The 25,959-nt window shown below is 71.9% G+C and carries 28 protein-coding genes; 9 read left to right on the forward strand and 19 right to left on the reverse strand.

Going from position 1 to position 25,959, the window contains the following annotated elements; all coding sequences use genetic code 11:
• Nucleotides 1-6: 6 nt before the first annotated feature.
• From O7595_RS07315 to O7595_RS07330, 4 genes are read right to left on the reverse strand one after another with little or no spacing between them, the layout of a single operon-like run.
• Nucleotides 7-792, reverse strand: a complete 786-nt coding sequence (locus tag O7595_RS07315) for an SDR family NAD(P)-dependent oxidoreductase (protein WP_269727915.1) — start codon at nucleotides 790-792, stop codon at nucleotides 7-9.
• Nucleotides 793-800: 8 nt separating this feature from the next.
• Nucleotides 801-2,021, reverse strand: coding sequence for a ketosynthase chain-length factor (locus O7595_RS07320; RefSeq protein ID WP_269727916.1), 1,221 nt, complete (start codon nucleotides 2,019-2,021; stop codon nucleotides 801-803).
• The gene (locus tag O7595_RS07325; protein WP_269727917.1) at nucleotides 2,018-3,298 is read right to left on the reverse strand and encodes a beta-ketoacyl-[acyl-carrier-protein] synthase family protein; all 1,281 of its coding nucleotides are present in this window, start codon (nucleotides 3,296-3,298) and stop codon (nucleotides 2,018-2,020) included. The genes O7595_RS07320 and O7595_RS07325 overlap by 4 nt, the downstream gene beginning before the upstream one ends.
• Nucleotides 3,298-3,645 (reverse strand): antibiotic biosynthesis monooxygenase family protein, encoded by a 348-nt coding sequence (locus O7595_RS07330; protein WP_269727918.1) that lies wholly within the window; start codon nucleotides 3,643-3,645, stop codon nucleotides 3,298-3,300. The genes O7595_RS07325 and O7595_RS07330 overlap by 1 nt, the downstream gene beginning before the upstream one ends.
• Before the next feature lie 230 nt (nucleotides 3,646-3,875).
• On the opposite strand from O7595_RS07330, the gene O7595_RS07335 reads away from it, so the two are divergent.
• Both O7595_RS07335 and O7595_RS07340 read left to right on the forward strand, forming a co-directional pair.
• Entirely contained in the window at nucleotides 3,876-4,310 is a 435-nt protein-coding gene (locus O7595_RS07335; protein ID WP_269727919.1) for an ester cyclase, read from the forward strand.
• 25 nt (nucleotides 4,311-4,335) lie between these two features.
• Nucleotides 4,336-4,956 carry a mycothiol-dependent nitroreductase Rv2466c family protein gene (locus tag O7595_RS07340; protein ID WP_269727920.1) on the forward strand — a complete coding sequence of 207 codons (621 nt, stop codon included), beginning with the start codon at nucleotides 4,336-4,338 and terminating at the stop codon, nucleotides 4,954-4,956.
• 27 nt (nucleotides 4,957-4,983) lie between these two features.
• Here the strand turns inward: O7595_RS07340 and O7595_RS07345 are convergent, their stop codons facing one another.
• From O7595_RS07345 to O7595_RS07360, 4 genes are all read right to left on the reverse strand, one after another.
• Entirely contained in the window at nucleotides 4,984-5,877 is an 894-nt protein-coding gene (locus O7595_RS07345) for an alpha/beta fold hydrolase (protein ID WP_269727921.1), read from the reverse strand.
• Nucleotides 5,878-5,944: 67 nt separating this feature from the next.
• A complete protein-coding gene (locus O7595_RS07350) occupies nucleotides 5,945-7,021 on the reverse strand; it encodes a methyltransferase (protein ID WP_269727922.1) in 1,077 nt (358 codons plus the stop codon).
• Entirely contained in the window at nucleotides 7,018-8,250 is a 1,233-nt protein-coding gene (locus O7595_RS07355; protein ID WP_269727923.1) for an acyl-CoA dehydrogenase family protein, read from the reverse strand. Before O7595_RS07355 ends, O7595_RS07350 begins: the two co-directional genes overlap by 4 nt.
• Entirely contained in the window at nucleotides 8,247-9,017 is a 771-nt protein-coding gene (locus O7595_RS07360) for an NAD-dependent epimerase/dehydratase family protein (RefSeq protein ID WP_269727924.1), read from the reverse strand. The genes O7595_RS07355 and O7595_RS07360 overlap by 4 nt, the downstream gene beginning before the upstream one ends.
• Nucleotides 9,018-9,210: 193 nt before the next feature.
• On the opposite strand from O7595_RS07360, the gene O7595_RS07365 reads away from it, so the two are divergent.
• Nucleotides 9,211-10,332 (forward strand): nucleotide disphospho-sugar-binding domain-containing protein, encoded by a 1,122-nt coding sequence (locus O7595_RS07365; protein WP_269727925.1) that lies wholly within the window; start codon nucleotides 9,211-9,213, stop codon nucleotides 10,330-10,332.
• Between the two features lie 35 nt (nucleotides 10,333-10,367).
• Here the strand turns inward: O7595_RS07365 and O7595_RS07370 are convergent, their stop codons facing one another.
• The 4 genes from O7595_RS07370 to O7595_RS07385 all read right to left on the reverse strand — a co-directional run bounded on the left by O7595_RS07370 (nucleotide 10,368) and on the right by O7595_RS07385 (nucleotide 16,026).
• A complete protein-coding gene (locus O7595_RS07370) occupies nucleotides 10,368-11,987 on the reverse strand; it encodes an FAD-binding oxidoreductase (protein WP_269727926.1) in 1,620 nt (539 codons plus the stop codon).
• A 25-nt stretch (nucleotides 11,988-12,012) separates the two neighbouring features.
• Nucleotides 12,013-13,428 carry an activator-dependent family glycosyltransferase gene (locus O7595_RS07375; protein WP_269727927.1) on the reverse strand — a complete coding sequence of 472 codons (1,416 nt, stop codon included), beginning with the start codon at nucleotides 13,426-13,428 and terminating at the stop codon, nucleotides 12,013-12,015.
• Between the two features lie 44 nt (nucleotides 13,429-13,472).
• On the reverse strand, nucleotides 13,473-14,690 hold the full coding sequence (locus tag O7595_RS07380; RefSeq protein WP_269727928.1) for a class I SAM-dependent methyltransferase: 1,218 nt from the start codon (nucleotides 14,688-14,690) through the stop codon (nucleotides 13,473-13,475).
• 76 nt (nucleotides 14,691-14,766) lie between these two features.
• Nucleotides 14,767-16,026 carry an aromatic ring-hydroxylating oxygenase subunit alpha gene (locus O7595_RS07385; protein WP_269727929.1) on the reverse strand — a complete coding sequence of 420 codons (1,260 nt, stop codon included), beginning with the start codon at nucleotides 16,024-16,026 and terminating at the stop codon, nucleotides 14,767-14,769.
• A gap of 278 nt (nucleotides 16,027-16,304) precedes the next feature.
• Between O7595_RS07385 and O7595_RS07390 the strand changes: the two genes are divergently transcribed.
• Nucleotides 16,305-17,024: a class I SAM-dependent methyltransferase gene (locus tag O7595_RS07390; protein WP_269727930.1), complete on the forward strand. Its 720-nt coding sequence runs from the start codon at nucleotides 16,305-16,307 to the stop codon at nucleotides 17,022-17,024.
• A gap of 84 nt (nucleotides 17,025-17,108) precedes the next feature.
• Here the strand turns inward: O7595_RS07390 and O7595_RS07395 are convergent, their stop codons facing one another.
• The 3 genes from O7595_RS07395 to O7595_RS07405 form a co-directional block, all read right to left on the reverse strand.
• Entirely contained in the window at nucleotides 17,109-17,366 is a 258-nt protein-coding gene (locus tag O7595_RS07395) for an acyl carrier protein (protein WP_269727931.1), read from the reverse strand.
• A 64-nt stretch (nucleotides 17,367-17,430) separates the two neighbouring features.
• A complete protein-coding gene (locus O7595_RS07400) occupies nucleotides 17,431-18,363 on the reverse strand; it encodes an NAD-dependent epimerase/dehydratase family protein (protein WP_269727932.1) in 933 nt (310 codons plus the stop codon).
• 56 nt (nucleotides 18,364-18,419) lie between these two features.
• A complete protein-coding gene (locus tag O7595_RS07405; protein WP_269727933.1) occupies nucleotides 18,420-18,857 on the reverse strand; it encodes a nuclear transport factor 2 family protein in 438 nt (145 codons plus the stop codon).
• Nucleotides 18,858-19,052: 195 nt separating this feature from the next.
• Between O7595_RS07405 and O7595_RS07410 the strand changes: the two genes are divergently transcribed.
• From O7595_RS07410 to O7595_RS07425, 4 genes are read left to right on the forward strand one after another with little or no spacing between them, the layout of a single operon-like run.
• Nucleotides 19,053-19,832 (forward strand): cyclase family protein, encoded by a 780-nt coding sequence (locus O7595_RS07410; RefSeq protein ID WP_269732410.1) that lies wholly within the window; start codon nucleotides 19,053-19,055, stop codon nucleotides 19,830-19,832.
• A 36-nt stretch (nucleotides 19,833-19,868) separates the two neighbouring features.
• Nucleotides 19,869-20,579: a class I SAM-dependent methyltransferase gene (locus O7595_RS07415; protein ID WP_269727934.1), complete on the forward strand. Its 711-nt coding sequence runs from the start codon at nucleotides 19,869-19,871 to the stop codon at nucleotides 20,577-20,579.
• Between the two features lie 48 nt (nucleotides 20,580-20,627).
• On the forward strand, nucleotides 20,628-21,737 hold the full coding sequence (locus O7595_RS07420; protein WP_269727935.1) for a DegT/DnrJ/EryC1/StrS family aminotransferase: 1,110 nt from the start codon (nucleotides 20,628-20,630) through the stop codon (nucleotides 21,735-21,737).
• 47 nt (nucleotides 21,738-21,784) lie between these two features.
• Nucleotides 21,785-22,747: a Gfo/Idh/MocA family protein gene (locus O7595_RS07425; protein ID WP_443071826.1), complete on the forward strand. Its 963-nt coding sequence runs from the start codon at nucleotides 21,785-21,787 to the stop codon at nucleotides 22,745-22,747.
• A 96-nt stretch (nucleotides 22,748-22,843) separates the two neighbouring features.
• Here O7595_RS07425 and rfbA read toward each other — a convergent pair whose 3' ends face one another.
• Nucleotides 22,844-23,719: a glucose-1-phosphate thymidylyltransferase RfbA gene (rfbA, locus tag O7595_RS07430; protein ID WP_269727937.1), complete on the reverse strand. Its 876-nt coding sequence runs from the start codon at nucleotides 23,717-23,719 to the stop codon at nucleotides 22,844-22,846.
• Nucleotides 23,720-23,838: 119 nt separating this feature from the next.
• Nucleotides 23,839-24,414: a rhodanese-like domain-containing protein gene (locus O7595_RS07435; protein WP_269727938.1), complete on the reverse strand. Its 576-nt coding sequence runs from the start codon at nucleotides 24,412-24,414 to the stop codon at nucleotides 23,839-23,841.
• A gap of 82 nt (nucleotides 24,415-24,496) precedes the next feature.
• Between O7595_RS07435 and O7595_RS07440 the strand changes: the two genes are divergently transcribed.
• Nucleotides 24,497-24,784, forward strand: coding sequence for a metal-sensitive transcriptional regulator (locus O7595_RS07440; RefSeq protein ID WP_138057374.1), 288 nt, complete (start codon nucleotides 24,497-24,499; stop codon nucleotides 24,782-24,784).
• Between the two features lie 30 nt (nucleotides 24,785-24,814).
• Here the strand turns inward: O7595_RS07440 and O7595_RS07445 are convergent, their stop codons facing one another.
• Nucleotides 24,815-25,558: a sulfite exporter TauE/SafE family protein gene (locus tag O7595_RS07445; protein ID WP_269727939.1), complete on the reverse strand. Its 744-nt coding sequence runs from the start codon at nucleotides 25,556-25,558 to the stop codon at nucleotides 24,815-24,817.
• Nucleotides 25,555-25,920, reverse strand: a complete 366-nt coding sequence (locus tag O7595_RS07450; protein WP_269727940.1) for a rhodanese-like domain-containing protein — start codon at nucleotides 25,918-25,920, stop codon at nucleotides 25,555-25,557. The genes O7595_RS07445 and O7595_RS07450 overlap by 4 nt, the downstream gene beginning before the upstream one ends.
• Between the last annotated feature and the right edge of the window lie 39 nt (nucleotides 25,921-25,959).

The following is a 25,959-nucleotide window of genomic DNA, read 5'->3' on the forward strand; positions in this document are numbered from 1 at the left end:
GGGCCGTCAGTAGTTGCCCAGTCCGCCGCAGACGTTGATCGCCTGCGCCGTGACGGGGGCGGCCTGGTCGGTGACGAGGTAGCCGACGAGGCCGGCGACCTCCTCCGGGGTGGTGTACCTGCCGAGCGGGATCTTCGCCTCGAACCGTTCCAGCACGGCCTCCTCCGTGGTGTCCCAGACCGCGGCGTAGCCCTCGCGCACCCGCTGCGCCATCGGCGTCTCCACATAGCCGGGGCAGACCGCGTTCACGGTGACGCCGGTCCTGGCCAGCTCCAGGCCCAGCGCCTTGGTGAAGCCGACGACGCCGTGCTTGGAGGCGGAGTACGGGGCCCCCAGCACCACGCCCTGCTTGCCGCCGGTCGAGGCGATGTTGATGATCCGCCCGGTGCCCCGGTCGAGCATGCCGCCCGTGGTGAGCGCCTCACGGGAGAGCCTGAGCACGCTGTTGAGGTTGGTGTCGACGACGTCGAGCCACAGCTCGTCGGTGATCTGCGCGGTGGGGCCTCCCCCGCTGCGGCCCGCGTTGTTCACCAGCACGTCGACCGGGCCGTACCGGTCCACGGCGGCGCGGACGAAGGCGCCGACCTGTTCCGTGGAACGCACGTCGCACGCCTGTCCCGCGACGTCGTAGCCCTTGTCGCGGAGCCGTTCGACGGTGTTCTCGACGTTCCCGGCGTCGCGGGCGCAGATGAACACGCGCTGCCCGAGCCCGCACAGCAGCGTCGTGACGGCGAGGCCGATGCCACTGGTGGCACCGGTGACCACGGCGTGCCGGTCGTCTGGAGCGGACATGTCTCTCCTCATCGTTGTCGGGTCACCACCGTGGCCGCGTTGAAGCCGCCGTGCCCCCTGGCCAGCACGAGCGCGGCGGACACGGGTACGTCGCGACGGCCGAGGACGAGGTCGATCCCGTACTCGGGCACCGGTTGCCGTACGTTCGCCGTCGGCGGGATCACCCCGTCGCGGATGGACAGCACGGCCGTGGCCAGGTCCAGCGCGGCGCCCCCGGCACCGAGCCGTCCGGTCATCGTCTTGGGCGCGGTCACGGGCACGCCGTGCGGGCCGAACACCTCGCGGACGGCGTCCGCCTCGGCACGGTCGAGTTCGGGGATGCCCGCGGCGTCGGCGAACACCACGTCGATGTCGCCGGGTTCAAGAGCAGCGTCGGCGAGGGCGAGTTCGGCGGCGCGCCGCAGGTTGGAGGGCCGGCCCGTCGCGGGCGGGGGGTCGAAGGTGGACGCGTACCCGGCGATCTCCCCGTACCAGGACCGCACACCGCGGGCGCGTGCCGATTCCGGGGACTCCAGGACGAACAACGCACCGCCCTCACCCGGCACATGGCCGGAGGCGTCCGCGTCGAAGGGCAGGTACGCCCGCTCGGGATCGTCCACGGTGCTGATCCGGCCGCCCGCCAGCTGGGCGACCCAGCCCCAGGGCGACGGCGAGCCGTCGACGCCGCCCGCGATCACCATGTGGACGTCGTCGCGCAGGTGTCGCCGCGCTTTCGCCACCGCGTCCAGCCCGCCTGCCTGCTCGGTGACGACCACACCGCCCGGGCCGCGCAGTCCGTGCCGGATGGAGATCTGCCCGGTGTTGACCGCGTAGAACCAGGCGAAGGACTGGTAGGCGCTGACGTGCTCCGGGCCCTTGCTCCAGAGGTTGTGCAGTTCCCGGTGGCCGAACGCGAATCCGCCGGCCGAGCTGGCGGTGACGACGCCGATGCCGTACTCCGTCAGTTCCCCGGGCTTCACCCCGGCGTCCTCGACGGCCCATTCGGCGGCCACCAGCGCCAGCCGCGTCATATGGTCGGTCTGCGGGAGCAGCCGGTTCGGGATGCCGTGGGCCTTCGGGTCGAAGTCCCCGATCTCACCGGCCAGCCGGCTGGGATAGCGGTCCGGGTCGAAGCGGCTGATCGGGCCGATCGCGGTTCGCCCGGCCAGGGTGCTGCTCCAGTGGTCGGCGGTGCCCAGGCCGGTCGGCGCGAGGATCCCCATACCGGTGATCACGGCGGTGGACGTCATGACGCCGCCCTCTCCGGGCTCCGCAGCACCATCGCGCTCTGGAAGCCCCCGAAGCCGCTGCCCACGGTGAGGACGGTGTCCACCCGCTGCTCGCGCGCCGTCAACGGCACGTAGTCCAGGTCGCACTCGGGGTCGGGCTCGTGCAGGTTGGCCGTGGGCGGGACGGTGTCGTGCTCGATGGCGAGCGCACAGGCCGCGATCTCCAGGGAGCCGACGGCCCCCAGGGAGTGCCCGATCATCGACTTGATGCCGCTGACCGGAACCCGGTAGGCGTGCTCACCGAGGGTCCTCTTGAAAGCCGCCGTCTCGTGCCGGTCGTTCTGCACGGTGCCCGACCCGTGCGCGTTGACGTAGTCGACGTCCCGCGGGGCGACGGCGGCCCGGCGCATCGCGACGCGGATGGCCTCCGCCATCTCCCGGCCGTCCGGGCGCAGCCCGGTCATGTGGAAGGCGTTGGAGCGGGAGGCGAAGCCGCTGATCTCCGCGTACACGTGGGCGCCGCGCCGGCGGGCGTGCTCGAACTCCTCGAGGACGAACACCGCGGCTCCCTCGCCGAGGACGAACCCGTTCCTGGTGCGGTCGAAGGGCCGCGACGCGCGCCCGGGCTCGTCGTTGCGCGGAGTGGTCGCCTTGATCGCGTCGAAGCAGGCCACGGTGATCGGCGAGATCGGGGCGTCGCTGGCGCCGGCCACCATCACGTCCGCCGAGCCGTCCCGAATCAGTTCCACCGCGTGCCCGACCGAGTCCAGTCCGGAGGTGCAGCCGGTCGAGATCAGGGACACGGGGCCCTCGGCGCCAACGTCGCGGGCGACCTCCGCGGCGATCGAGCTGGGGACGAAGTAGTCGAACAGGTGCCGCCCGGCGTAGGAGTCGTCCACGTGCCAGTGGCGCCCGCCGTCGCTGACGACGGAGTACTCGTCCTCGAGGCTCATGGTGCAGCCCACCGCGCTGCCGATGGCCACCCCGGTCCGCGCGGGGTCCAGTTCCGCGTGGTCGAGTCCGCTGTCGGCGACGCCCTCCCGGGCGCTCACCACGGCGAACTGCGCGGCGCGGTCCATCCGGCGGGCCTGCTGCGGGGACAGTCCCTCCCGCAGCGGGTCGAAGTCGATCTCGGCGGCGACCTGTGAGCGGTAGGGGGTGGGATCGAAGAAGGTGATTCTCCTGGTGGCCGTGCGCCCGGCGGTCAGCGCGTCCCAGAAGGGTTTGCGGCCCACGGAGTTGGGAGCGACGACACCGATGCCGGTGATGACGGCACGGCGGCCCGCGGACGTGGCCATCAGCGGTCCCCCGCCGCCCGCTCCGCCGACACGTACTGCCGGGGGAGGTAGAGGCCGGGCTCGCTGGTGCTCAGTTCCCTCACCCGTGCGGCGTGCTGCGGGAAGGAGGGGGAGCCCACCGCGGCGCGGAAGGCCCGTGCGTCGCGCCAGTGCGCGATGTTGACCCAGCGGGTCGGATCCTCGGCGTGCCGGTGCAGCGCGTACCGCAGGAATCCGTCCCGGTCCGCCAGGTACCGTCCGGTCTCGGCGAAGGCCCTCTCGAACTCCTCCGGCGAGGAGTGCACCGTGAACCGGTTGATGAAGGTGACCACCCCGCTCCCGGTGGGCTCAAGGTCGTTCGGCTGCATCTCGGCTCCCCCCTTCCACGTGCGACGTCGGGCTCTGACGTGTGGCGTCGTCCAACGTGGGCGTCGTCTCTCGCAGCCTGCTCGACGGCGTCTGGATCCGGCGTCGGCCGTGGCCGGACGGAGGTTCGAGCAGCCGTGGAGTCTCGGGTCGAGCGAACCTCGATCCGCTGCCGATGGCGGTGTTGCCATGCTCGTCGGCGACGAGCACACCGAGACCGGGAGGCATGACGATGAGTCAGAACGTCGAGGTGGTACGGCGGATGATCAAGGCGTACAACACGGGCGGGACCGACGACGTCCACGAGTTCATCCACCCGGAGTACCTGAATCCGGCCACGATGGAGCACGGTATCGGGGAAGGGCCCGAGGCGTTCGCGATGGCGGTAGCCTGGGTGCGGATGACCTTCTCCGAGGACGCGCATCTGGAGGAGGTCAAGATCGAGGAGCGGGGCGACTGGGTCCGGGCGTACCTGGTGCTCTACGGCCGGCACGTCGGACCGATGGTGGGCTTCGCCCCCACCGGCCGCCGCTTCTCCGGTGAGCAGATCCATCTGCTGCGCGTCGTCGACGGCAAGATCAGGGACCATCGGGACTGGCCCGAGTACCAGAGCACCTATCGCCAGCTCGGTGAGCCGTGGCCGGAGCCGGACGGCTGGCGCCGATAGAACGCGACCGTACGAGGAGCCGATCATGACCGAACAGCGGACCGTCGACTTCTGGTTCGACCCCGTGTGCCCGTACACGTGGATCGCCTCGCGGTGGATGGTGGAGGTCACCAAGGTCCGGCCGGTGGACGTCCGCTGGCGGGTGATGAGTCTTTCGGTGCTCAACGAGCACCGGGACGACAACCCCGAGGGCGAGTGGGAGGACTACATGTGGGCTCCGGTGCGGGTGTGTGCCGCCGTGGAGGAGCGGTTCGGCCGGCAGGCGCTCGGCGACCTCTTCACGGCGATGGGCACCCGCTTCCACCTCCAGGGGGACTGGGGGAACCTCACCGCGGCCCTGGCGGACGCCGGGCTGCCGGAGGAGATCGCGGAGGCCGCCGGGTCCACCGCCTACGACGAGGCGATCCGGTCCTCGCACGCGCAGGCCGTCGCCCTGGCCGGCGGTGACATCGGCACCCCGGTGGTCTCGGTCGCCGGGCCCGGTGGCGAACGCGTCGGCTTCTTCGGTCCGGTCGTCTCCCCCGCTCCCACCGGGGAGACGGCCGGACTGCTGTGGGACGGTTTCGTGCTGATGGCCGCCGTGCCGGGCTTCCACGAGGTCAAGCGGACCCGGACCGGCGAGCCCCGGTTCGACATGGACCACTGACCCGCACGTCCGGTGGGGCCGGGCCGCTCACCGCTGCCGGTGCACGTGCCTGAGCACGGCCTCGGCGAGCGGCCGGTGCACCGAGCCGGGCAGCGCGTGCCCCATGCCCGTGATCTCCACCAGCTCCGCGCCGGGGATCAGACCGGCGAGGTGGCGACCGTGCGGCGGCGGGGCGATCGGGTCCTCCATGGCCTGGACGACCTGGGTGGGGACGCGAACGTCGCGCAGCTCGGGGGCGCGCTCGCGCGGCGGCGGCTGCACCGCGTAGTGCACCTGCGGCTCGGTGAGGGACCCCGAGTGGTCGATGGCCTGCCGTTCCCACCGCCTGAACTCGGCGTCGTCGAAGGCGACCGCGTCGCCGGAGAACAGCTTCCACCGGCGCACCCGCCGGTCGAGTTCCGCCTCCAGGCCGTCCACCTCCTCGTTCATGACGGCGAGCGCCTTCAGGAACCGTTCCTGCGGCAGGGGGAGTCCGTCGGCGGAGGGCTCCCCGGCGAAGGCGCGGCGGATGTTGCCGGGGAAATCCACGTCGAGTGCTCCGCCGAGCGTCATCGACATGCTCAGCATCCGCTGGGGGTGGTCCAGCGCGACCAGCTGGCACAGGACCGTGCCCATCGACATGCCGACGAAGTGGGCCCGCTCGACGTCCCAGCCGTCGAGCACCGCGACGGCGTCGGCGGCCAGCTCGACATAGCCGTAGGGGCGCTCGGCCGGATCCCAGCCGGTGGAGCGGCCCACCCCCCAGTGGTCGTAGCGGATCACGTGCAGCCCGCCGGCGACGAGCCGTTCGACGAACTCGACGGGCCAGCTCATCGCGGTGAGGTTCCCTCCCGTCACCAGGAGCAGGGCGGGGTCGGCGGGGTCGCCGAAATCCTCGCTCCACAGTTCCACGTCCTTCGACGTGACGACGCGTTGTGCCACTGGGCCATCCCTCTCGGCTCGGGGAACCTCTCGGTTCCGTGGATCGACGTTCTCGGTGTGGACGGGCTCAGCGCGGGGCCATCTCCCAGAGGCACGAGTCCAGCGGCACGTTGGGCGACACCAGGGGCCCGGTCCGGGAGACGATGTCGAGGCCGGCGGCGCCGGCCAGACCGGCCCACTCGCGGTCGGTGCGGACCCTGCCGCCGAGGAACACCAGCATGCGCATGTCGAGCACGCTGAAGTAGAGGTCCGATGTCCGTGCCCCGCCGGACGGCGCCTCGGCCCTCTCCAGCAGCACGATCCGGCCCCCCGGCCGCAGGGCGTCACGGCAGCGGCCGAGGATCCGCAGCGCGTCCGCGTCCGACCAGTTGAGGAGCACGAACGACAGCACGACGACATCGGCGGACACCGGCAGTTCGTCGAAGAAGTCGCCGCCGACGACGTCGATGCGGCCGTCCGTTCCGGCCGCCGCGATGCGCTCGCGCGCCCTCTCCGCCGCGCCGGGCAGGTCCAGCAGCGTGCCGCGGGCCCCGGGCGCGGCCCGCAGGACGGCGCTGAGCAGTCCGCCGGGAGCGCCGCCGACGTCGAGCACATGCCCTGCCCGGCTCCAGTCGTACGCGGCGACGGGCGCGGCGAAGGCCTCGTCCTCCCGTGTCGTCATCAGGGTGTCGAAGGAGGCACCGAGCGCGTCGTCCTCGGCCAGGTCCGTCCAGAACGGCTTTCCGTAGTGGGCCTCGTACTGCGGCCGACCGGTGCGGACCGCCTCGCGCAGATCGAGGAACGTCAGGTCCGCACGGCCGACGGCCTGGTCCAGGTCGAGCCAGGAACGCTGCCGGGACGGGTCGTCTTCGGCGAGCAGGTCGCCGATGCGGGTCGGCGCGTACCGGCCGGGTCCGGTCTCCTCCAGGACCCCGGCGGCCGCCAGGTGCCGCATCAGCCGCGACAGCGCGTCCGGGGCCGCTCCGGTGGCCTCGGCGAGGGCCTCGGAGCTCGTGGCGCCGGCTCTGAGGTGGTCGACCAGCCGCAGGGTGGCCGCGACGCGCAGCGCCATCGGGGTCACCAGGTTCGACATCCGCACCAGGGCGTCTACGGGCCGTTCGTCCGCGCCGGCGCCGCCGGCGGTTCCGCCGCCCGTACCGCTCACGTCGCACCGCCTTCCCGGTCGGTGCCGAGCGCGTGCGCGCTCAGGTGGTCGACGGCGTCGGCGTAGGTGAAGGGCTGCATGAACCAGCCCGCACGGACGTCGCGGTAGTGGCGGGACAGGGGGTGGTTCGCCGTGAACGACGCCCCGCCCACCAGGGTCATGCAGTCCTCGACGATGCTCGCCGCGGTGCGGTTGACCACGAGCTTCGCGTACTGGAAGGGGGCCATCATCAGCCGGCCGCGTTCGCCGGGGTCGTCCGCCGTCCGCCGCGCGTGGTGGTCGGCGTTGGTCAGTGCCGCCGCGAGCGCGGTGCGCAGCGTGTACAACTTCACGTCGAGCTCGGCCACCAGGGTGCGGACCGCCGCCGGCTGTCCGCCGCGTCGGGCGACGCCCGCGACGGCGAAGTCGCGTGCCGCCTGCGCGATGCCCGCGTAGACCCCCAGCAGTCCGATGGAGCTGACGGTCTGGCCCGCCATCGCGGCGTCGTTGCGGAGGCCGACCGGTCCGCGCAGGAAGACGTCCGTCGCGGGGACCGGGCAGTCCTGGAAGACGACCTCGGTGCTGGCGGAGGCGCGCATGCCCATGCCGTTCCAGTTGTCGGGTGCCTTCAGACCGGGGGCGTCGGCGGGGAGGAAGGCGGAGGCGAGCAGCGAGGGCCCCGCGGTGGGACGGGTCTGCGCCGCGACGACGAAGTGCGTGGCGAACGGGGCCATGCTGACCAGGATCTTCCGGCCGGTCAGCCGCCAGCCGCCGTCGGCGGCGGGCACCAGTTCGGTGGTGACTCCGGCGTCCTTGAGGGCGCCGCTCACCAGAGCCCCTTCCCTGCCCATCAGCCGCAGCAGCCGCCCGGCCAGGGCACGCCCGGTGTCGGTGCCGTGCTCGCGCTCGTACGACATGGTGATCCCGCGGCTGAACTGCATGTGCAGCGACAGCGCCACGGACGCGTCGGCCTCGGCGATCCGCTTCACGGCGAGGCACACGTCGTGGACGCTGCTCACGCCCAGTCCGCCGAACTCACGCGGCACGGTCGCGCCGAGCACGCCGTCGGCGCCCAGGCGCCGGAAGGCGTCCAGCGGGAACGAGCCGTCGCGGTCGTGCTCGGCCGCGCCGGACGCCAGGTCCGGCAGATGCCTGCTCAGTATGTCCAGCAGTGCGTCGCCCTCGGGGGTGAGCGGTCGGGAGAGGTCCCCCGTCCCCGCCCGGGGCGTGCCGCCGGCCTGATCCGTCATGGCCTTTCCGTCCTTTCCGTCCGGATGACTTCCGCGGGGCACGTCGCCGCCAGATATCGGTCGATGGCCCTCCGGTGATAGCCCGGCCCGAATCCCAGTCGGTCGACCTCGGGCACCAGCCGCCGCAGTTTTCCCACCGAAGGGCAGTGCTCGATGCTGTCGCCGGTGACCTGCCACCGCGCGGAGACGCCGAGACGGTGTTCGAGGTGCCGCACGATGGCGGCGACTTCCACGCAGTCTCCGGAGGCGACGTTCACGGTCTCGTCGCACACCCCGGTGCGGAGCAGGGCGTCCACGACGGTGGTGAAGTCCTCCACGTGGACCATGTCCCGGCGTGCCCCGCGCTGGACGCGCACCCGGCCGGCCAGGACCTGCGTGATGAGCGCGGCGAGGAGGCGGAAGCCGGGTTCGCCCGGGCCCGGCACATAGCCGAGCCGCAGGATCAGGTGGCGTACCCCGGAGGCCCTGATCAGCCGTTCGAGATCCAGCTTGTGCTGTCCGTAACGGGTGGACGCGACCTGCGGGCCGCCCTCGTCGCCCGAGCCGCCCGGGCCGCCGTACATGCTGACGGTGGAGAAGAACACGAGCATCCGGTCGCGCCGCAGGCAGTGCCGGACCGTTTCCTCGACGAGCCTGTTCTCACGCCGGTGTTCCGCGTCGGGCAGCGGGTGCGTGGGCACGCCCGCGGCCAGCACCGTCGCATCGGGGTGCTCGGCCGAGAGCGGTGCGAGGTGTCGTGCGAGGAACCCGTTCCCGATGATCTCCATGTGGCAAGGCAGCCCTTCGGCTCGCTGGGGGCACCGACCTTCGCAGCCTGATGTCGAAGGATGCTCGAAAGGTCTCGGACCGCCGACCGGGACCGGGGCGGGAGGTCCGTTCAACGAAGCTCCGCGTGACTTCAAGGGCGCCGGTGGAAGGTGGCACCTCCACCCCGTCCCTCTCGTGAGGCGAGGAGTTCTCATGCGCGTACTGTTCGTCAACTCCCCAGGACTGGGGCACATCTTCCCCTCCGTGCCCCTGGCGCACGCGCTGACCGCAGCGGGTCACGACGTGCTGTACGCCCAGGGCGGCGACGTCGAAGCGGTGGCCGCCGCGGGGGTCAACGTCGTCGATGTGACTCCCGGACTCGACTACGCCACGGTGTTCCGGCCCGAGGAGATCGACTTCAGCGTCGACGGCGGGGACGAGTTCGTCGCCGCGCTCTTCGCCAGGGTCTCGGGTGTCACCGTCGACCGGGTGGTGGAGGTCGCCCGCGGCTGGTCCGCGGACCTGATCGTCCACTCACCGCTCCAGGGCGCCGGCCCGCTGGCGGCGGGAGCGCTCGGCGTTCCCGCCGTCTCGGTGGTCACCGGGCCGGCCGACAGCGCGCCGCGCATCGACGGTCTGCTGCGCGACCACATGAAGGAGCACTATCTGCGGCACGGTGTCACGCCCGAGCCCCCGCCCGGGTTCCGGCTCAACTCGATGCCGCCGAGTCTGCGGGAGCTGCTTCCGGACCAGATGCAGGCGGACGACGACGTACCGGTCCGTCATGTGCCCTTCAACGGCAACGGTGAGCTGCCCGGCTGGCTGCTGGAGCCGCCGCGGCGGCCGAGGATCGCCGTCACCCTCGGGTCGATCGCCGGTCTGTGGGGTGGCCTGGCCGTGCTGGCGCCGCTCGTCGCCGCGGCGGCGGGCACGGACGCCGAGTTCGTCGTCACGCTCGGCGGCGGCGACCCGTCGCTCCTGGGCGAACTTCCCCCCAACGTGAGGACGGTGGACTGGCTCTCCCTCGGGCCGCTGCTGGGCACCTGCCGCGGGCTGATCCACCACGGCGGGTCGGGCACCTCGGCGGTCGCGATGGCCGCCGGCGTGCCCCAGTGCGTGATGCCGCTCAGCCCGGACCAGAAGGACAACGAGCGCGCGGTCGTGGCGCGGGGCATCGCGATCGGGACCTCGGCCGAGACGGTCGGCTCGGTGGAGTTCCGCGCCCTGCTGGAGGACGAGGGGCTGCGCGCGGCCGCGGCCGAGGTGCGGGACGAGACCGCGGCGATGCCGTCTCCCGCAGCGCTCGTCGGGCGGCTGGAGTCCCTGGCCGGGTGAGGGACTCCGGTCGGGCCGCGGGCGCGGGCGGCGCGTCAGCGACCCGGCGGCCGGACGGACATCGCGTGGCGGAAGACGTTCGCGGGGTCCCATCGCGCCTTGACCCGCTGGAGCCTGGGGTAGTTGTCCCGGTAGTAGAGGGTGTGCCACGGCACCCCGGAGGTGTTCCAGCGGGGGTCGGTCAGGTCGACGTCCGGGTAGTTGATGTAGGCCCCGCCGTTGCGGGCGTCGGGTACGGGGACGCCGCCGGTGTCCGCGTACACCTCCCGGTACAGACCGCGCACCCAGGCCAGTTGCCCGTCGCCGGGGATTCCGGGCCACCACGAGGTCTCGTACGTCGCGCTGAAGAGGGAGTCGCGGTGCGGGACCGCCGTCGCGGACGCCGGGACCGTGTTGATCCTGCCGCCGAGGGTGGAGAGGTACACCGCCGATGCCTGGTGCTCGTCCCCGCCCCGGGTCAGCCAGCGGTGGAGGGTCCTGATCTGCGCCTCCGACCAGCCCTTGCGCAGCAGCGCCGCCTTGGACTTGAAGGGGTATCCGCCGCCGGCGTACGGGTCGGCGGTCAGCGTGGACTTCATCCACAGCGCGGTGGAGTCCTCTCTCTCGTGGCGCACCCCGGTGTTGGCGGTGATCGCCGCGACGTACTCGTCGAGCAGCGTCCTGCCGTGCGGCAGGGAGCCGTCCACGTTGGCCACGAGCGTGAACCGGCCGCTCGCCCGGTGGTTGAGGATGAACCAGCTGCTGAGCGGTGCGTAGCGGGAGCCGACCCCGGACTCCTGCTCGTGCCAGGTGCCGTGATTGCGCAGGATACGGACGAACGCGGACTCGGTCATGTCCGCCCACGACCAGCCGACGGTGACGGAGCGTATCGTCGCCGGGGGCCGTGGCAGCAGGGTCGTGGGGTCGCCCGGGCGGGCGCCGGGCGAACGCATCAGATAGCGGGTGACGATGCCGAAGTTCCCGCCGCCCCCGCCGGTGTGGGCCCACCACAGGTCGTGGTGGGGGTCGTCGGGGTCCCGCGTGGCCAGCACCAGGCGGGCGCGGCCGCCGCGGTCGGCGACGACCACCTCGACCCCGTGGAGGTGGTCGGCGACGAAGCCGTGGTGGCGCGACAGGCCGCCGTACCCACCGCCCGCGATGTGCCCGCCGGCTCCCACGCTGGGGCACGCGCCCGCCGGGACGGTCACGCCCCAGCCCAGGTAGAGGGTGCGGTACACCTCGCCGAGGGTCGCGCCGGACTCGATGGCGAAGGCACGGTGCCTGGGGTCGTAGTGGACGGACCTCATCTCGGAGACGTCGACGACGATCTGGACGGCGGGGTCGTCGACGAAGTTCTCGAAGCAGTGTCCGCCGCTGCGGACGACGATCCGTCTGCCCGTCCGCAGGGCGTCGTCCACCGCGGCGACCACGTGATCGGCGCAGTGGACGAGGCGTACGGACTCCGGCCGGGCGGTGAAGCGCCCGTTGTAGCCCCGGGCGGTCAGCTCCGCGTAACGCGGATCGCCCGGGCGTATGTCCCTGGCCGGAGGCGGCGGGAAGCAGCCGCGGGCCGTACCGTCCGCCGCCGCCACCCCGGTTCCGGGCCCGGCCAGGGCCGCGGCACCGCCGGCCGCGACGCTGCCCGCGAGAAAACCACGGCGTGAGAAACCCTTCATTGCCACTCCCCCGTCTCGTTGTGGGTCACTGGTCCGGCCGGGTCGTCGGATCCGGCCGGGCGCCGCGCCTGTTGGCCTCGGCGAGCTCTTCGAGGACGGGCACGACGGCACTGGGCGCCGGCATCCGCCCCGACTCGCGGCCCAGCCGGGCGGCGGCGTCGGCGAAGGAGCGTTCCTCCAGCAGCCGGGTGAGCATGCCGCGCAGCATCCCGGCATCGGCCCGCCCCGGTTCCGCGACCCGGAGCCCTGCTCCGCTCTCCTCCAGCAGGCGTGCCTTGTGGTCGGTGTCCCACACCCCGTCGGGCAGAATGAGCTGGGGCACCCCGCAGCCCAGCGCGGTGTTGAAGGTGCCGGCGCCGCCGTGGTGGATCACCGCGGAGCAACTGGGCAGCAGGGCCTCCAAAGGGACGAAGTCCACGACGCGTACGTTGTCCGGGACTGCGCCGGCCGACGCGAGCTGGGCCTCGTTCAGGGTGGCCACCACCTCGACGTCCTCTCCGGCCACCGCCGCGAGCACCTCTCCGAGCGGCACCCGGTCGGCGCCGAGCAGCTCACGGTGCGAGACGCCGAGCGTGAGGCAGATCCGCCTGCGCCTCGTCGGTTCGCGCAGCCAGTCGGGAAGGACCGAGCTGCCGTTGTGGGTGGTGAACCGCATCGGCACCCGGTCCAGGTCGACCGGGAGGCGCAGTGAGGGCGGCAGCGGGTCGATGGTGCGCTGCCCGACGACGAGGTCCTCGCCGAACTCGCCGCCGTACTGCCGCACGGTCCAGCCCAGCCACTCCTCCATCGGGTCCTCCCGCTGCCCCGGGGGCAGCCGGCGCACCGCTTCGAGGTAGGACTCGCGCATCCGGCCGACGAGGTCCAGGCCGAACAGGAGCCGGACGTGGGCCGCGCCGCAGGCTCGCGCGGCGATGGGGCCCGCGAAGGTGAGCGGGTCCCAGACGACCAGGTCCGGCCGCCACCACCGGGCATGGCGGACCAGGTCTTCGACCATCGCCGGCGCGGAGTACTGCTGGAAGACGTGGGTGGTCATGGCGGTGAAGACACCGTGCATGTACTCGTACGACAGCCTGTGCGGACGGATCTCGGTCATGTCCGTCCAGTACTCGAACCGCTCCGCCATCGCACGGTGGTCGTCCGCGGGCCCGGTTTCGCCCCGAGGTCCCGGATCCCGGGCCGCGTGTTCTGAGGACCCCCCGTACTCGGCGGCCCCACCGGACCCGGACGGCCCGTCGTGCTGCTCGTAGGACTCCATCTGGGCGGCCAGGTCGAGCGCGGCACCGGCCGTGACGGCGGTCAGGCCGGTGCCCGTGATGTGGTCGGCGAGATCGGGCTGGCCGGCCACATGGACTTCGTGGCCGGCGGCCCGCAGTGCCCATGCCAGCGTGACCTGGGCGAACAGATGGGACTTGGCGGTGTGTGTGGTGAACAGGACCCGCATCGGGCACCCTTCCTCGGCCGGCGGTCAGAGCGGGAACGGGGCGCTCACACCACACGGACGTCCGGGACGTAGAGGATCCACCTGCCGCCCGAGGCACGGAACTGCTGCTCCTTGGCGATGATCTCCTCGGCGTGGTTCCAGGCGAACAGCACGGCGTAGTCGGGGTAGGGGTTCTCGAACTCCTCCCGTGGCCGCACCGGGATGTGCGAGCCCGGTGTCAGCCGCCCCTGCTTGTTGGGGGTGGTGTCGGAGATGAAGGAGACGAGGTCGGGCCCGATGCCGCAGTAGTTGGCCACCGTTGCGCTCTTGGCCGTGGCCCCGTACCCGACGACCGTCCGGCCCTCGTCCCGCAGTCCGCGGAGCAGTGAGACGAGCTCGTCCCGGGCCCGCTCCACACGGTCGACGAAGCCCGTGAGGGTTTCGAGGTCCGACAGCCCCCGCTGCCGCTCCCGCTCCACCAGCTCGGCGACCGCGGGCGAGGGGGTGCGCCGCCCCGCGCGAGCGACGGTGTAGCGCACCTCGCCGCCGTGCACGGGCAGCCGCTCCACGTCGACCAGTTCAAAGCCGAACCGCTCGGCCATGGCGCTCACGGAGGAGACGGAGAAGAAGTAGTAGTGCTCGTCGTAGATCTGGTCGAAGGAGGCGAGGTCGACGATGTCGGCGAGGTACGGGTCCTCGAAGACGAACACCCCGTCCGGAGCGAGCAGCGCGTCCGCTCCCCGGAAGATCGAGTCCAGATAGGGGATGTGGCAGATCGTGTTGGCCGCGTAGACGACCTGCGCCTGTCCCTCGGCCTTGCGGATGTCCGCCGCCGTCGACTCCTGGAAGAACTCGGTGGTGACCCGGATGCCCTGGCGGCGGGCGAGGTCGGCCACGCTCTGCGACGGCTCGACGCCCAGGTGCCGGACGCCGGCCTCGGCCAGGACGCGGAGCATGACCCCGTCGTTGCAGCCCAGCTCGACCAGGAAGGCGTCCTTCCGGGCGAGCTCGGTCTCCAGGAAGTGCCGAGCGGTCTCCTCGAAGTGCTTGCGCATCACGGAGGACCCGGACGACAGGTACGGGTAGTGACTGTTGAACATCAGGTGACGCGGCACTTCCTCGGTGAGCTGGACCATGGTGCACTCCCCGCAGACGCCGACGGCCAGCCGGAAGAAGTACTCGTCGCCGAGGTACTCCGGTTCGAGGAGCCCACTGGAGAGCGGCTGCTGTCCGAAGTCCATGAACTCGTGCAGCCGACCGCCGCAGATCCGACAACTGAGCATGGTGGAAGCCCTCTTCCTTGAGAAGCGGAGTAGCGATCGTCGAGAGGTGCGGTGGCGGGCGCGTCCGGTCGGCGGCTCACAGCCCTCCCGGCCAGTCGCCGTCGCCGCGCAGCAGGGCCCTGGCCAGGTTCTGGTAGAAGGCCACGACGCCGGGTTCCTTGGGGCTCAGATGGCCGCGTGCGGCGAAGCGCGATCCCACGGCGCGCTGGACGGCCTCCAGACCGTTCCGGTCCTCGCTGTTGATCATTCCCGCGTACGACTCGGCCTGCCGGCGCAACTCGTCGACGTCGGCGCCCTCGAGGGCGCCGCGCGGCACGAGGATGCCGCCGCGGACCAGCGTCCGGTCGATCGTCTGCGGGATCAGACTGAGCCAGATGACCATTTCGCCTGCGGCGGCCATGCTCGCCACGGGGAAGACGAAGAAGCCGTACAGATGGGCCCTCTCCTCGTCGGTCAGCGGCAGGACGTAGGTCTCCTGGGGCTTGGTGAACGGGATGAGAAGGCGCAGCGCCCACGGGGAGTCGACCCGTACGTCCGTGTCGGACCCGCCTGGCGTCGACGGCTGGAGGGTCTCCGGGTGGAAGCCCATCACGTGGTAGTTCTCGTGGGCGTTCTCCACGGCGACCTTCCAGTTGCAGGCCCACTCCTCGCTCCACACCCCGAGCTGAGCCATGCCGTCGAGCCGGTAGTTGGCCAGGTCGTCGGAGATCCTGCTCAGTTCGGGGGCGAGGGGGGCGGCGGCCGGGTCGAGGTTCACGTACACGAAGCCGTGCCACTCCTCGACGGCGAAGGCGGGCAGCCGGCAGCTCCCGGGGTCGAAGTCGGGGTTCCTGCGCATATGGGTGGCGCCGATGAGCCGACCGTCGAGTCCGTACCTCCACAGGTGGTAGGGGCAGGTGAAGGAGTCGGCGCGGCCGGCGGCGCCGGGTTCGACGAGCGGCATCATCCGGTGCCGGCAGATCGGCGACATGCCGTGCAGCACACCGTCCGCGTCGCGGGTGACCACCACCTGCTCGCCCGCGATGCCGACCGAGACGTAGCTGTTCGGCTCCGCGAGTTCGTCGCGGTGGGCGACGAGCACCCAGGAGCGCCCGAAGACCCGGGTGCGTTCCAGCTCGTACAGCCCGGGAGAGGTGAACGCGCGTGGCGGCAGGCTGAGTTGCGGTGCCAGGTCCAGATAGCGGCGCAGTTCGTCCAGCAGCGCGGTCACCTCACCGGACGGCGACCCGGCACCCTTCCCGGCGCCGCTGACGTCGACCGCGTCGTCGTGCCCGTCGCGCGCCGTGCCCTGGTGCTCCTCGCCGGCGGTCCGGCCTGTGCTCACGCCTGTGCTCACGGTGGACTCCAAACCTGTGCCGCGGGTCCGTGGTTCCTGCCGACCCTGGCAGGGCGGATTCGAACCCGGCTCGACGGCGCGGCCGGTCACCACGACGGGCCCCGGGGCCCCTCGCGTCCAGCCGGTCTCCGGCGTTCCTCTAGGGCGTGTTGCGAGAGTCCCTCCTGCCCCGACCTGCGGGCGGACGAAGCCACTCCCGCAACACGCTCCGGCAGCCGCCCGACGATCGGTGCTTCCGGACCCCCGTCCCTGTCGGGCGCGCAACGAATGAGGTCGCCGTGTACGGAGCCGAACTCGCCGAGATCTACGAACTGGTCCACCGCGGCCGCGGCAAGGACTACCTCCAGGAGGCGGCCGCTGTGGAGGGACAGGTGCGCAAGCGCAGGGCGGATGCCCGCACGCTGCTCGACGTGGCGTGCGGCACCGGCGCGCATCTGCGGTGTTTCGACGAGCTGTTCGACGAGGTGGCCGGGCTGGAGCTGTCCGAGCCCATGGCCCGGTTCGCGCGCGCGGCGCTGCCGCACGTCCCCGTACACGTCGGTGACATGCGGGACTTCGACCTCGGCCGCACGTACGACGTCATCACCTGCATGTTCGGCTCGATCGGCTATCTGCTGACGGAGTCCGCGCTGGTCGACGCGCTGCGCCGGTTCGCCCGGCATCTGACGCCCGGCGGGGTGCTGGCCGTCGACCCGTGGTGGTTCCCCGAGACGTACCGGCACGGCCACGTCGCCGGCAGCACGGTGACCGTCGGGGAGCGGACCGTGTCCCGGGTCTCCCACTCCGTGCGGGACGGGGCGGCGTCCCGGATGAACGTGCACTACCTCGTGGCCGACGGAGCCTCCGGGATACGGCACTTCCACGAGACGCACCTGATCGGCCTGTTCTCCCCGGAGCAGTACGAGGCAGCGTTCACGGCCGCCGGTCTCGGTGTGGACTACGTCCCCGTCGAGCCCGCCGGCCGGGGCCTCTTCGTCGGCGTCCGGTCGGCCGGCTGACCCGGCGCCCGCCCTCGCCGTCCCAGGTGCACGCGTCGGGTACGGGACCGTGTTACGGGTCCGCGGGGGTCGGGGAGGCCGGGGTCAGGGCCGCCGGGCCATCTGCTCGTTGGCCTGGTCGAGGAATTGCTTCAGCGTCCGGATCCGGGTCTCCGCGTCCGGCATACCGATCGAGTACCTCCGCTCGACCTGGCTGATCGCCTCCAGCAGGGCGAGCGAGTCGTACCCGAGGGCGCTCAGCTCGACGTCGCCGACGTCCTCGCCGTTCAGATCGACTCCCTCCGCCTCGCCGGCGCACTCCCGGAAGATCTCGACCAGGACCGGCAGGGTGAGTTCACTCATCGCACGTACCTCTCTGCTTGTAGGGAAGAAGGCGCGCCGCCGGGCGGCGTGCGGAGGACCGGGGTCAGTCCGCCGCCTCCCACATGTCGCGCAGGGAATCGCGCAGACCGATGACGGGGCGCCAGCCCAGCACCCGTTGCGCGTGGCGGATGTCGGCCTTGGTCCAGCCGCCGCCCTTGCTCTCCACCGGCCCGCCGGTCTCCTTGAGCGTCTCGGGCGGCAATCCGGACACCGCGACCAGGGTCGTCACCAGCTCCCGCATCGTCGTCGCCTCGCCGCGCCCGATGTTGAACACCGCGCCGGGGGCCGCCGCGTCCGCGGCCCGCAGGACCGCCGAGGCGACGTCGCGTACGTCGATGTAGTCGCGGGCGGCGTCGGCGATCACCAGTTCGAGTGGCTCCCCCGGCATCACCCCGCGCAGCCGCCGCAACACGGTGCCCAGGAAACTCGCCTCCGACGGGTGGGGTCCGCACACATTGACGGCGCGCAGCACGACCCCGTCGACGTCCCCGGCCCGGGTCGCCTCCAGGACGGCCTGCGAGCCCGCCAGCTTGGTACGGGCGTACGGGGTGCTCGGATCCGGCGTCATCGACTCGTCGATGCCGGATCCGGGCGGCGCGAAGCCGTACTCGTGGATGCTGCCGACGTGGACGACGCGCGGGCGCGTCGGCAGCGCGGCGACTCCGGCGAGGAGGCGGTCCACCAGCCGCACATGGGCGTGGTGCATCGCCTCCTCGGTCACCACCCAGCCGCCCGCGACGTTGACCACCACGTCCACGTTCCGCGAGGCGAGGAGGCCGGTGATCTCCGCCGGCTCCGCCGACGCCACGTCCAGCGGGACGAAGGGGCGTCCGGCGGCGTGCGGCGCGGGGCGCCGGGCCACGCCGAACACCTCGTGTCCCGCGCGCGAGAACACCGCGCTCACCTGTCGTCCGAGGCCGCCGGTCGCGCCCAGGACGGCGACCGTGCCCGGCCGGATCGCGTCACCCGAGGTCACCCGCCCGTCCCCCTTCCTCGCTGCCCTGGTCGGTCCGGGCCCGTCCCGGCGTGGGGTCACGGCTGCCTGTCGTCACGCGTGACCCGGCGTTCCCGCACCTTCAGTTCGCCGTCCACCCGCACGAGCGCGTCGTCGCACACGCACATCAGATGGAGCCGGGGGCTGCCGCCCCGGGGCGTGGCGATGATCTGCGCGTACGAACGGACGATCAGCTCGCCGTCCTCGCCCGGCTGGACCGACACCATGCCGAGCAGGTGCCGATGCACCTCGCCGGCCTCGGCCAGCGCCGCGGCGGCCTTGTGCACCCCCGCGGCCAGGGCGTCCCGGCCGACGACGGGCTCCGGGAGCGAGGGCGGCGCGAACGAGCCGTCCTCGGTGAAGGTCCGCGCCCACCCCTCGCCGTCCCCGGCGTCCAGCAGATGCATGTGGTGGGCGTAGAACTGCTGCACTTCGGCATAGAGGGAGTCGACAGACGACGAGGTTCCCATCGGCATTGCCACCGAGTCCTCCTCACGCTGGTCCCGTCCGGGTCCGAACGGGCGGCATCCGCGAACGATTCCCGACGCCCTTCGACATCGGCTCGAACGCGACGCGCGGGCGCCGAGTGAGGTTTGAGCGCTTCTCCGTTCACGCGGAGCAGCATCTGCCTCGTCGGCGTGAGCGGTACGCAACGTACGTGGGAGGTCCGTGTGCGGTTGATCGACCTGTCATCGGCGGTGGACGCCGGGGCCCACGAGCCGGATCCCGTGGTGCACGAGGTACTGACCCCCCGTCAGGGCGCGGAGCACATGAGCGCGGAGATGCGGAGCCACTTCGGGCTCGAGTTCGACCCGGACGAGCTGCCCGACGGGGAGTTCCTGTCGCTCGACCGGATCACCCTGACCTCGCACACCGGCACGCACGTCGACGCGCCGTCGCACTACGGCTCCCGGGCCGGGTACGGCGACGGCGTACCGAAGCACATCGACCGGATGCCGCTGGAGTGGTTCTGCAACCCGGGGATCGTGCTCGACCTCACCGACGCCCCGACCGGTGCCGTCGGCGCGGACCGGCTGGAGAAGGAGTTCGAGCGGATCGGCCGCACTCCCGCCCCGCTGGACATCGTCCTGCTGCACACCGGCGCTTCCGCGCGGGCGGGTGCCCCGGAGTACTTCACCGAGTTCGCCGGGCTGGACGGGCCGGCCGTGCACCTGCTGCTGGACCTGGGGGTGCGGGTGATCGGGACGGACGCGTTCAGCCTGGACGCCCCGTTCACCGACATCATCGAGCGGTACCGGAGCACGGGGGACCGTTCGGTGCTGTGGCCGGCCCACTTCGCAGGCCGTGACCGGGAGTACTGCCAGATCGAGCGCCTGGCGAACCTCGAAGCCCTGCCCGCGCCGTTCGGATTCACCGTCGTCTGCTTCCCCGTGAAGATCGCGGGCGCGGGCGCGGGCTGGACCAGGGCGGTCGCCGTGGTCGACGAGTGACCGGGCGCCCTTCGACCGACACCGACGGGAGAGCAGATGTACGGACGGGAGCTGGCGGAGGTCTACGAGATCTTCTACCGCAGCCGGGGCAAGGACTGGCCGCGGGAGGCCGCCTACGTCACGGAGCTGGTGCGGTCGCGGTGTCCTGAGGCGGAATCCCTGCTCGACGTGGCGTGCGGCACCGGGGCGCACCTGGAGACCTTCGGGGCGCTGTTCAAACACACCGAGGGGCTGGAGATCGCGGAACCCATGCGGGAGCTGGCCCACCAGCGGCTGCCGGAGGTGACCGTGCACCCCGGCGACATGCGCGACTTCGACCTCCGCCGCACCTTCGACGCGGTGGTGTGCATGTTCTGCGCCATCGGCTATCTGGGCACGGTGTCCGACATGCGGGACGCGGTGCGGTCGATGGCCCGGCACCTGCGTCCCGGCGGGGTGCTCGTGATCGAGCCGTGGTGGTTCCCCGAGAACCACGTCGAGGGTTATGTCGCCGGTGACCTCGGCTGCGAGGACGGCCGTACCGTGGCCCGGATATCGCACTCGACCCTCCAGGGCCGCGCGACCCGGATGGAGGTGCGCTTCCTGGTCGGCGACCGTGCCGGCATCCGGGAGTTCACCGAGATCGACGTGCTCACCCTCTTCACCGAGGACGAGTACACCGCGGCGTTCACCGACGCCGGCTGCACCGTCGACTTCCTCCCCGGCGACCCGACCGGCCGCGGTCTGTTCGTCGGGGTACGGCAGTGAGACCCGGCCAGGCGCACGCCCGAGACGAGCGGAGACAGTGACTCAGCCATGACCACCTACGTATGGGACTACCTGCGCGAGTACGAGAACGAGCGGGACGACATCCACGACGCGATCGAGACCGTGCTGCGTTCCGGGCAACTCGTCCTCGGCGCCAGCGGACGCGGCTTCGAGGAGGAGTTCGCCGCCTACCACGGGATCGGGCACGCGGTGGGGGTCGACAACGGCACCAACGCCATCAAGCTGGGGTTGCAGGCGATCGGCGTCGGCCCCGGCGACGAGGTCATCACCGTCTCGAACACCGCGGCACCGACCGTGGTCGCCATCGACTCCGTGGGGGCGACACCCGTCTTCGTCGACGTCCACCCCGACACGTATCTGATGGACGTCGATCAGGTCGCCGCCGCCGTCACCCCGCGCACCAGGTGTCTGCTCCCGGTGCATCTGTACGGTCAGTGCGTCGACATGACGGCGTTGCAGGCCGTTGCGGACGAGCACGGTCTGCTGGTCTTCGAGGACTGCGCGCAGGCCCACGGCGCCCGCCGGGGAGGACGGCTCGCCGGCACATGGGGGGCCGCGGCCGGGTTCTCCTTCTACCCCACGAAAGTGCTCGGGGCCTACGGCGACGGCGGCGCCGTCATCACCGCGGACCCGGACGTCGACGCAGGTCTTCGACGACTGCGGTACTACGGCATGGAGGAGCGCTACTACGTCGTCCGCACACCGGGGCACAACAGCCGTCTGGACGAGCTGCACGCGGAGATCCTGCGGCGCAAGCTGCGCAGGCTCGACGCCTACATCGAGGGCCGGCGGGCCGTGGCCCGGCGCTACGCCGAGGGGCTCGCCGGCACCGATCTGGTGCTGCCGTCCCTCGCGCCCGGCAACGACCACGTCCACTACGTCTATGTGGTGCGCCATCCACGGCGAGACGCCGTCATCGAGGCGCTGAAGGCCTATGACATCGCGCTCAACATCAGCTACCCGTGGCCGGTCCACACCATGACGGGCTTCTCCCACCTGGGATACGCCAAGGGCTCCCTGCCGGTCACCGAGGCGGTGGCCGACGAGATCTTCTCGCTGCCCATGTACCCCTCGCTGGACCCCGCCCTGCAGGACAAGGTGATCGGCGCGCTCCACGACGTCCTGGCGACGCTGTGAGCCCAGTGGCCACCGGGCCCGAGGGCCCCTCCCCCGGCCGGGTACGCATGGGCGTGCTCGGCTGCGCGGACATCGCGCTGCGCCGGATGCTCCCGGTCATCGCGGCGGCCGACTCGGCCGAACTCGTCGCGGTGGCCAGCCGGGACGCCACGAAGGCGCAACGCGTGGCGGACCGGTTCGGGTGCGCCGGTGTCCAGGGCTACCGGACGTTGCTGGAACGGGACGACATCGACGCGGTGTACGTCCCCCTGCCGCCCGCGCTCCACTTCGACCAGGTGGCCGAGGCGCTGTGCTTCGGCAAGCACGTGCTGTGCGAGAAGCCCCTGTGCACGACGCACGCGGAGGCCGCCGAGCTGATGGAGCTGGCACGGCGGCACCGCCGTATCCTCGCCGAGAACTTCATGTTCCTGCACCACTCGCAGCACGCCGGGGTCCGGTCGCTCCTCGACACCGGCGCCATCGGCGAGTTGGAGGTGCTGTCCGGCTCGTTCGGCGTACCGCCGCTGGATCCCACGGGGTTCCGGTACGCCCCCTCGCTCGGCGGCGGCGCACTGCTGGACGTCGGCGTCTACCCGCTGCGGACGGCACAGATGTACCTGTCCGGCGAACCGGAGGTGCTGGCGGCCACCCTCCGGGTGGACGACATGACGGGGGTGGACGTCGCGGGTACGGCCCTGCTGTGCGCCCCCGACGGCGTCGCCGCGCAGCTCGACTTCGGCTTCCGGCACGCCTACCGCTCGCGCTATGCCCTGTGGGGCCGCCGGGGACGGATCTCGGTGGAGCGCGCCTACACCCCGCCGGAGCAGCTGAAGCCGGTCGTCCGGGTCCAGCAACAGGACCGGCTGACGGAGCTGGCGATGCCCGCGGACCATCAGGTGCGCAACGCGCTGGCCGCGTTCACCGCCGCCGTCCTCGCGGGCGGGAACGGTCCGGTGGGCGAGGCCGAGTCGCTGCTCCAGGCCCAGCTGGTCGAGGGCGTGCGCAAGGTCGCAAGGGTCGTCACCGTCTGACCAGCCCCTCGGTGCCGTCCCCGGAGGCTCCGGGTCTCCGGGGGCCGGGGCTCCGGGGGCCGGGGCTCCGGGGTGTCCGAGGTGCCCGGGGGACTCTCAGACCGTCAACTCCTCGGCGATGGACATGACGTACTGCCCGTAGCTCGACCCGCCGATGTCCTCCCCCAGCCGGTGGCACGCCGCCGCGTCGATGAAACCCATCCGCAGCGCGACCTCCTCGATGCACGCGATGCGGCATCCCTGGCGCTCCTCCAGCATCCCGACGTACTGGCTCGCCTGGAGCAACGACTCCGGTGTCCCCGTGTCGAGCCAGGCGAAGCCGCGTCCGAGATCCACGAGCCTGGCCTCGCCCTGTGCGACGAAGTACCGGTTCACATCGGTGATCTCCAGCTCTCCCCGGGCCGACGGCGTGATGTTCTTGGCGATGTTGACCGCTCGGTTGTCGTAGAAGTAGAGGCCCGTGATGGCGCGGTTCGACCGCGGGCTCGCGGGCTTCTCCTCGATGGAGACGAGCCGGCCCGCGGCATCGGCCTCGCCGACCCCGTAGCGATGCGGGTCGTGCACGGGATAGCCGAACAGCACGCATCCCCGCACGTCCCGGGATTCCCGGGCCAGCACGTCGGAGAAGCGGGGGCCGTGGAAGATGTTGTCGCCCAGGACCAGCGCGACCGAGTCCGTGCCGATGTGGTCCGCTCCGATGAGCAGGGCCTCGGCGATACCGCCCGGATGGAACTGCTCGGCGTAGGTGATCTCCATCCCGAGCTGGGAACCGTCGCCGAGGAGGGTGCGAAAGCGCGGCAGGTCGTGGGGCGTCGTGATGACGAGGACGTCCCTGATGTCCGCGAGCATGAGGATCGACAGCGGATAGTAGATCATCGGCTTTCCACCCACGGGCAGTAACTGCTTGGACACCACCCGGGTGATCGGATACAGCCTGGCCCCGGTGCCGCCGGCCAGAACGATTCCTTTCACGAAGGCTCACCCCCACGACGCGACAGCGCTATCGGGGCAGAAGTCTCGCCGGATGCCCTCGCATGCCCCTCAAGCACCACTCGTGCGCCTGGCCGCCGGGCCCTCACCCTCTCCCCGGCTCAGCGGTCACGGAGTCGGGCCAGGGTGCGGTCGAGCTCGGCGGCGCGGGGGCGGTTGTGGGGGAGCTTGGCGAGCACGGCGGCCATGCCGCAGGTGTTGGTGAGGGCCGAGAAGACCAGACCGGCGGCGATGCCCGCCGACAGGATCTGGAAGGCGGGGTGTCCGAGGAGGCCGAGGAGGAGGCCGAGAACGACGACGGCGCCGGCGGTGAGGCGGACCTGTCGTTCCATGCCCCAGGTGGCGCGAGCGGCACCCTGGGGGCGGTGCAGGTCGTGGCCGTCGGCAGCCCAGGCACCGGTGCCACCGGAGAGCGTGGCGGTGGCGATGCCGTATTCGGCCAGGATCCGGCAGGCGTTCCCGGACCGGGCGCCGGACGCGCAGACCACCAGGACGTCTCCGCGGTCGGCCGCGCGGCGGATGTCGGGCAGGGCCCGCTGGATCCGGTCGAGGGGGACGTTCAGCGCGCCGGGCAGGTGGCCGCCGGCGTACTCACCCGGGGTGCGTACGTCGATGACGGTCAGTTCGTGCAGCCGGGTGCGGGCTTCGGCGGTACCGAGCGTGGTGGGGGTGACCATGGCGGATGTCATCCTTTTCTGTCGGCAGTGCCCCCACGAAGGGGGGTATCTTACCCCTGGGGGTATTCCATGAGGAGTGATGATGGAGCTTGATCTGGCGGGAGCGGAGCTGAAGGCGGTCCTGAACCGACTGCGCCGGGCACAGGGCCAGATCTCCGGAGTGATCCGGATGATCGAGGAGGGCAGGGACTGCGAGGAGGTCGTGACCCAACTGGCGGCCGCGTCCCGCGCGCTGGACCGCGCCGGATTCGCGATCATCGCCACGGGGCTGCAGCAGTGCCTGACCGGGATGGAGGACGGCAGCCGCTCCGGTGAGGACCGCGACGAGATGCGCGGCCGACTGGAGAAGCTCTTCCTCTCGCTGGCCTGAGCCGCCCCGGGGCCGCGGCGGCCTGCGCGCTCAGACGACCACGTCGACGAGCATGAAGGCCGCCACGCCCAGCAGGACGAAGGCGAAGGCCCGCTGCAGGGCCTGGCCCGTGATCTTCGTGGCGAGACGTTTCCCGTCCCAGGCACCGAGGACCGCGGCTCCGGTGAACGGGGCGATCACCTCCCAGCGCAGGTCCCCGCCGGTTCCGGTCCGCGCGGTGAGCGCCGCCACCGAATTGACGGTGATGACCAGCAGGCTCGTACCCACGGCCTGCCTCATCCGCAGACCGAGGACCCCCACCAGGGCCGGAACGGCGAGGAACCCGCCGCCGACGCCGAGGAAGCCCGTCACGGCTCCCAGCCCGGCCCCCGCTCCCGCCGCCCCGGCGGGACGTGTCCGCTCCGGCGGCGCGGAGTTCGCGGGTCGCAGCATGCGCAGGGCGGCCAGCGCGGCGATGACCGCGAAGGCGGCGGTGAGCGCCTCTGCCGGGAGGTGACCCGCGACCGCTCCGGCGAGGAACGCCGGCAGGACGCCCGCGGCCGCGAACAGCGTCCCGGTTCTCCAGGCGACGTTGCCGTCCCGCCCATGGGCGTAGAGGGCGGTGGCCGAGGTAGCGGTGACGATGATCAGGCTCGCGGTGGTCGCCGACGCGGGGGAGAACTCCAGCAGGTAGAGGAGTGCGGGGACCGCGAGCACGCTGCCACCGCCACCGAGGGTGCCGAGGGCCAGGCCGATGACGGCCCCGGCGATCAGGGCGAGGACCAGGGTGCTCACGCTGTAGAGCCGCTGTTCCCGCGCTGGTCGACGACCGGGAATCCGGCGGCGGCCCACGCGTTCATGCCGCCCTCGACATCCGTCGCGTCCGCGCCCCGTTCCGTGAGGAGCTTCGCGGCCTGCTGCGACCGGTGCCCGCTCCGGCAGATCACCGCGAGCGGACGGCCCTGCGCGGAGGCGGGCAGTGCCGCGCCCGCTGCCAGCCGGGTCAGCGGGGCGTGCACGGCACCAGGGGCGTGCCCGGCCTGCCACTCGGGCTCCTCCCGCACATCCAGCAGGACGGCTTCCGGCCGGTCCCCACTGGTGCGGGCACGGGCCTCGTCCACGGACAGGCGCGGTGGGCTCCTACGGAAGAGGAACATCGTCGCTCCACTCCTTCTCTTCGGTCTTCCTGTTCGGTC

The organism is Streptomyces sp. WMMC940, from assembly GCF_027460265.1.
Lineage (GTDB): Bacteria > Actinomycetota > Actinomycetes > Streptomycetales > Streptomycetaceae > Streptomyces.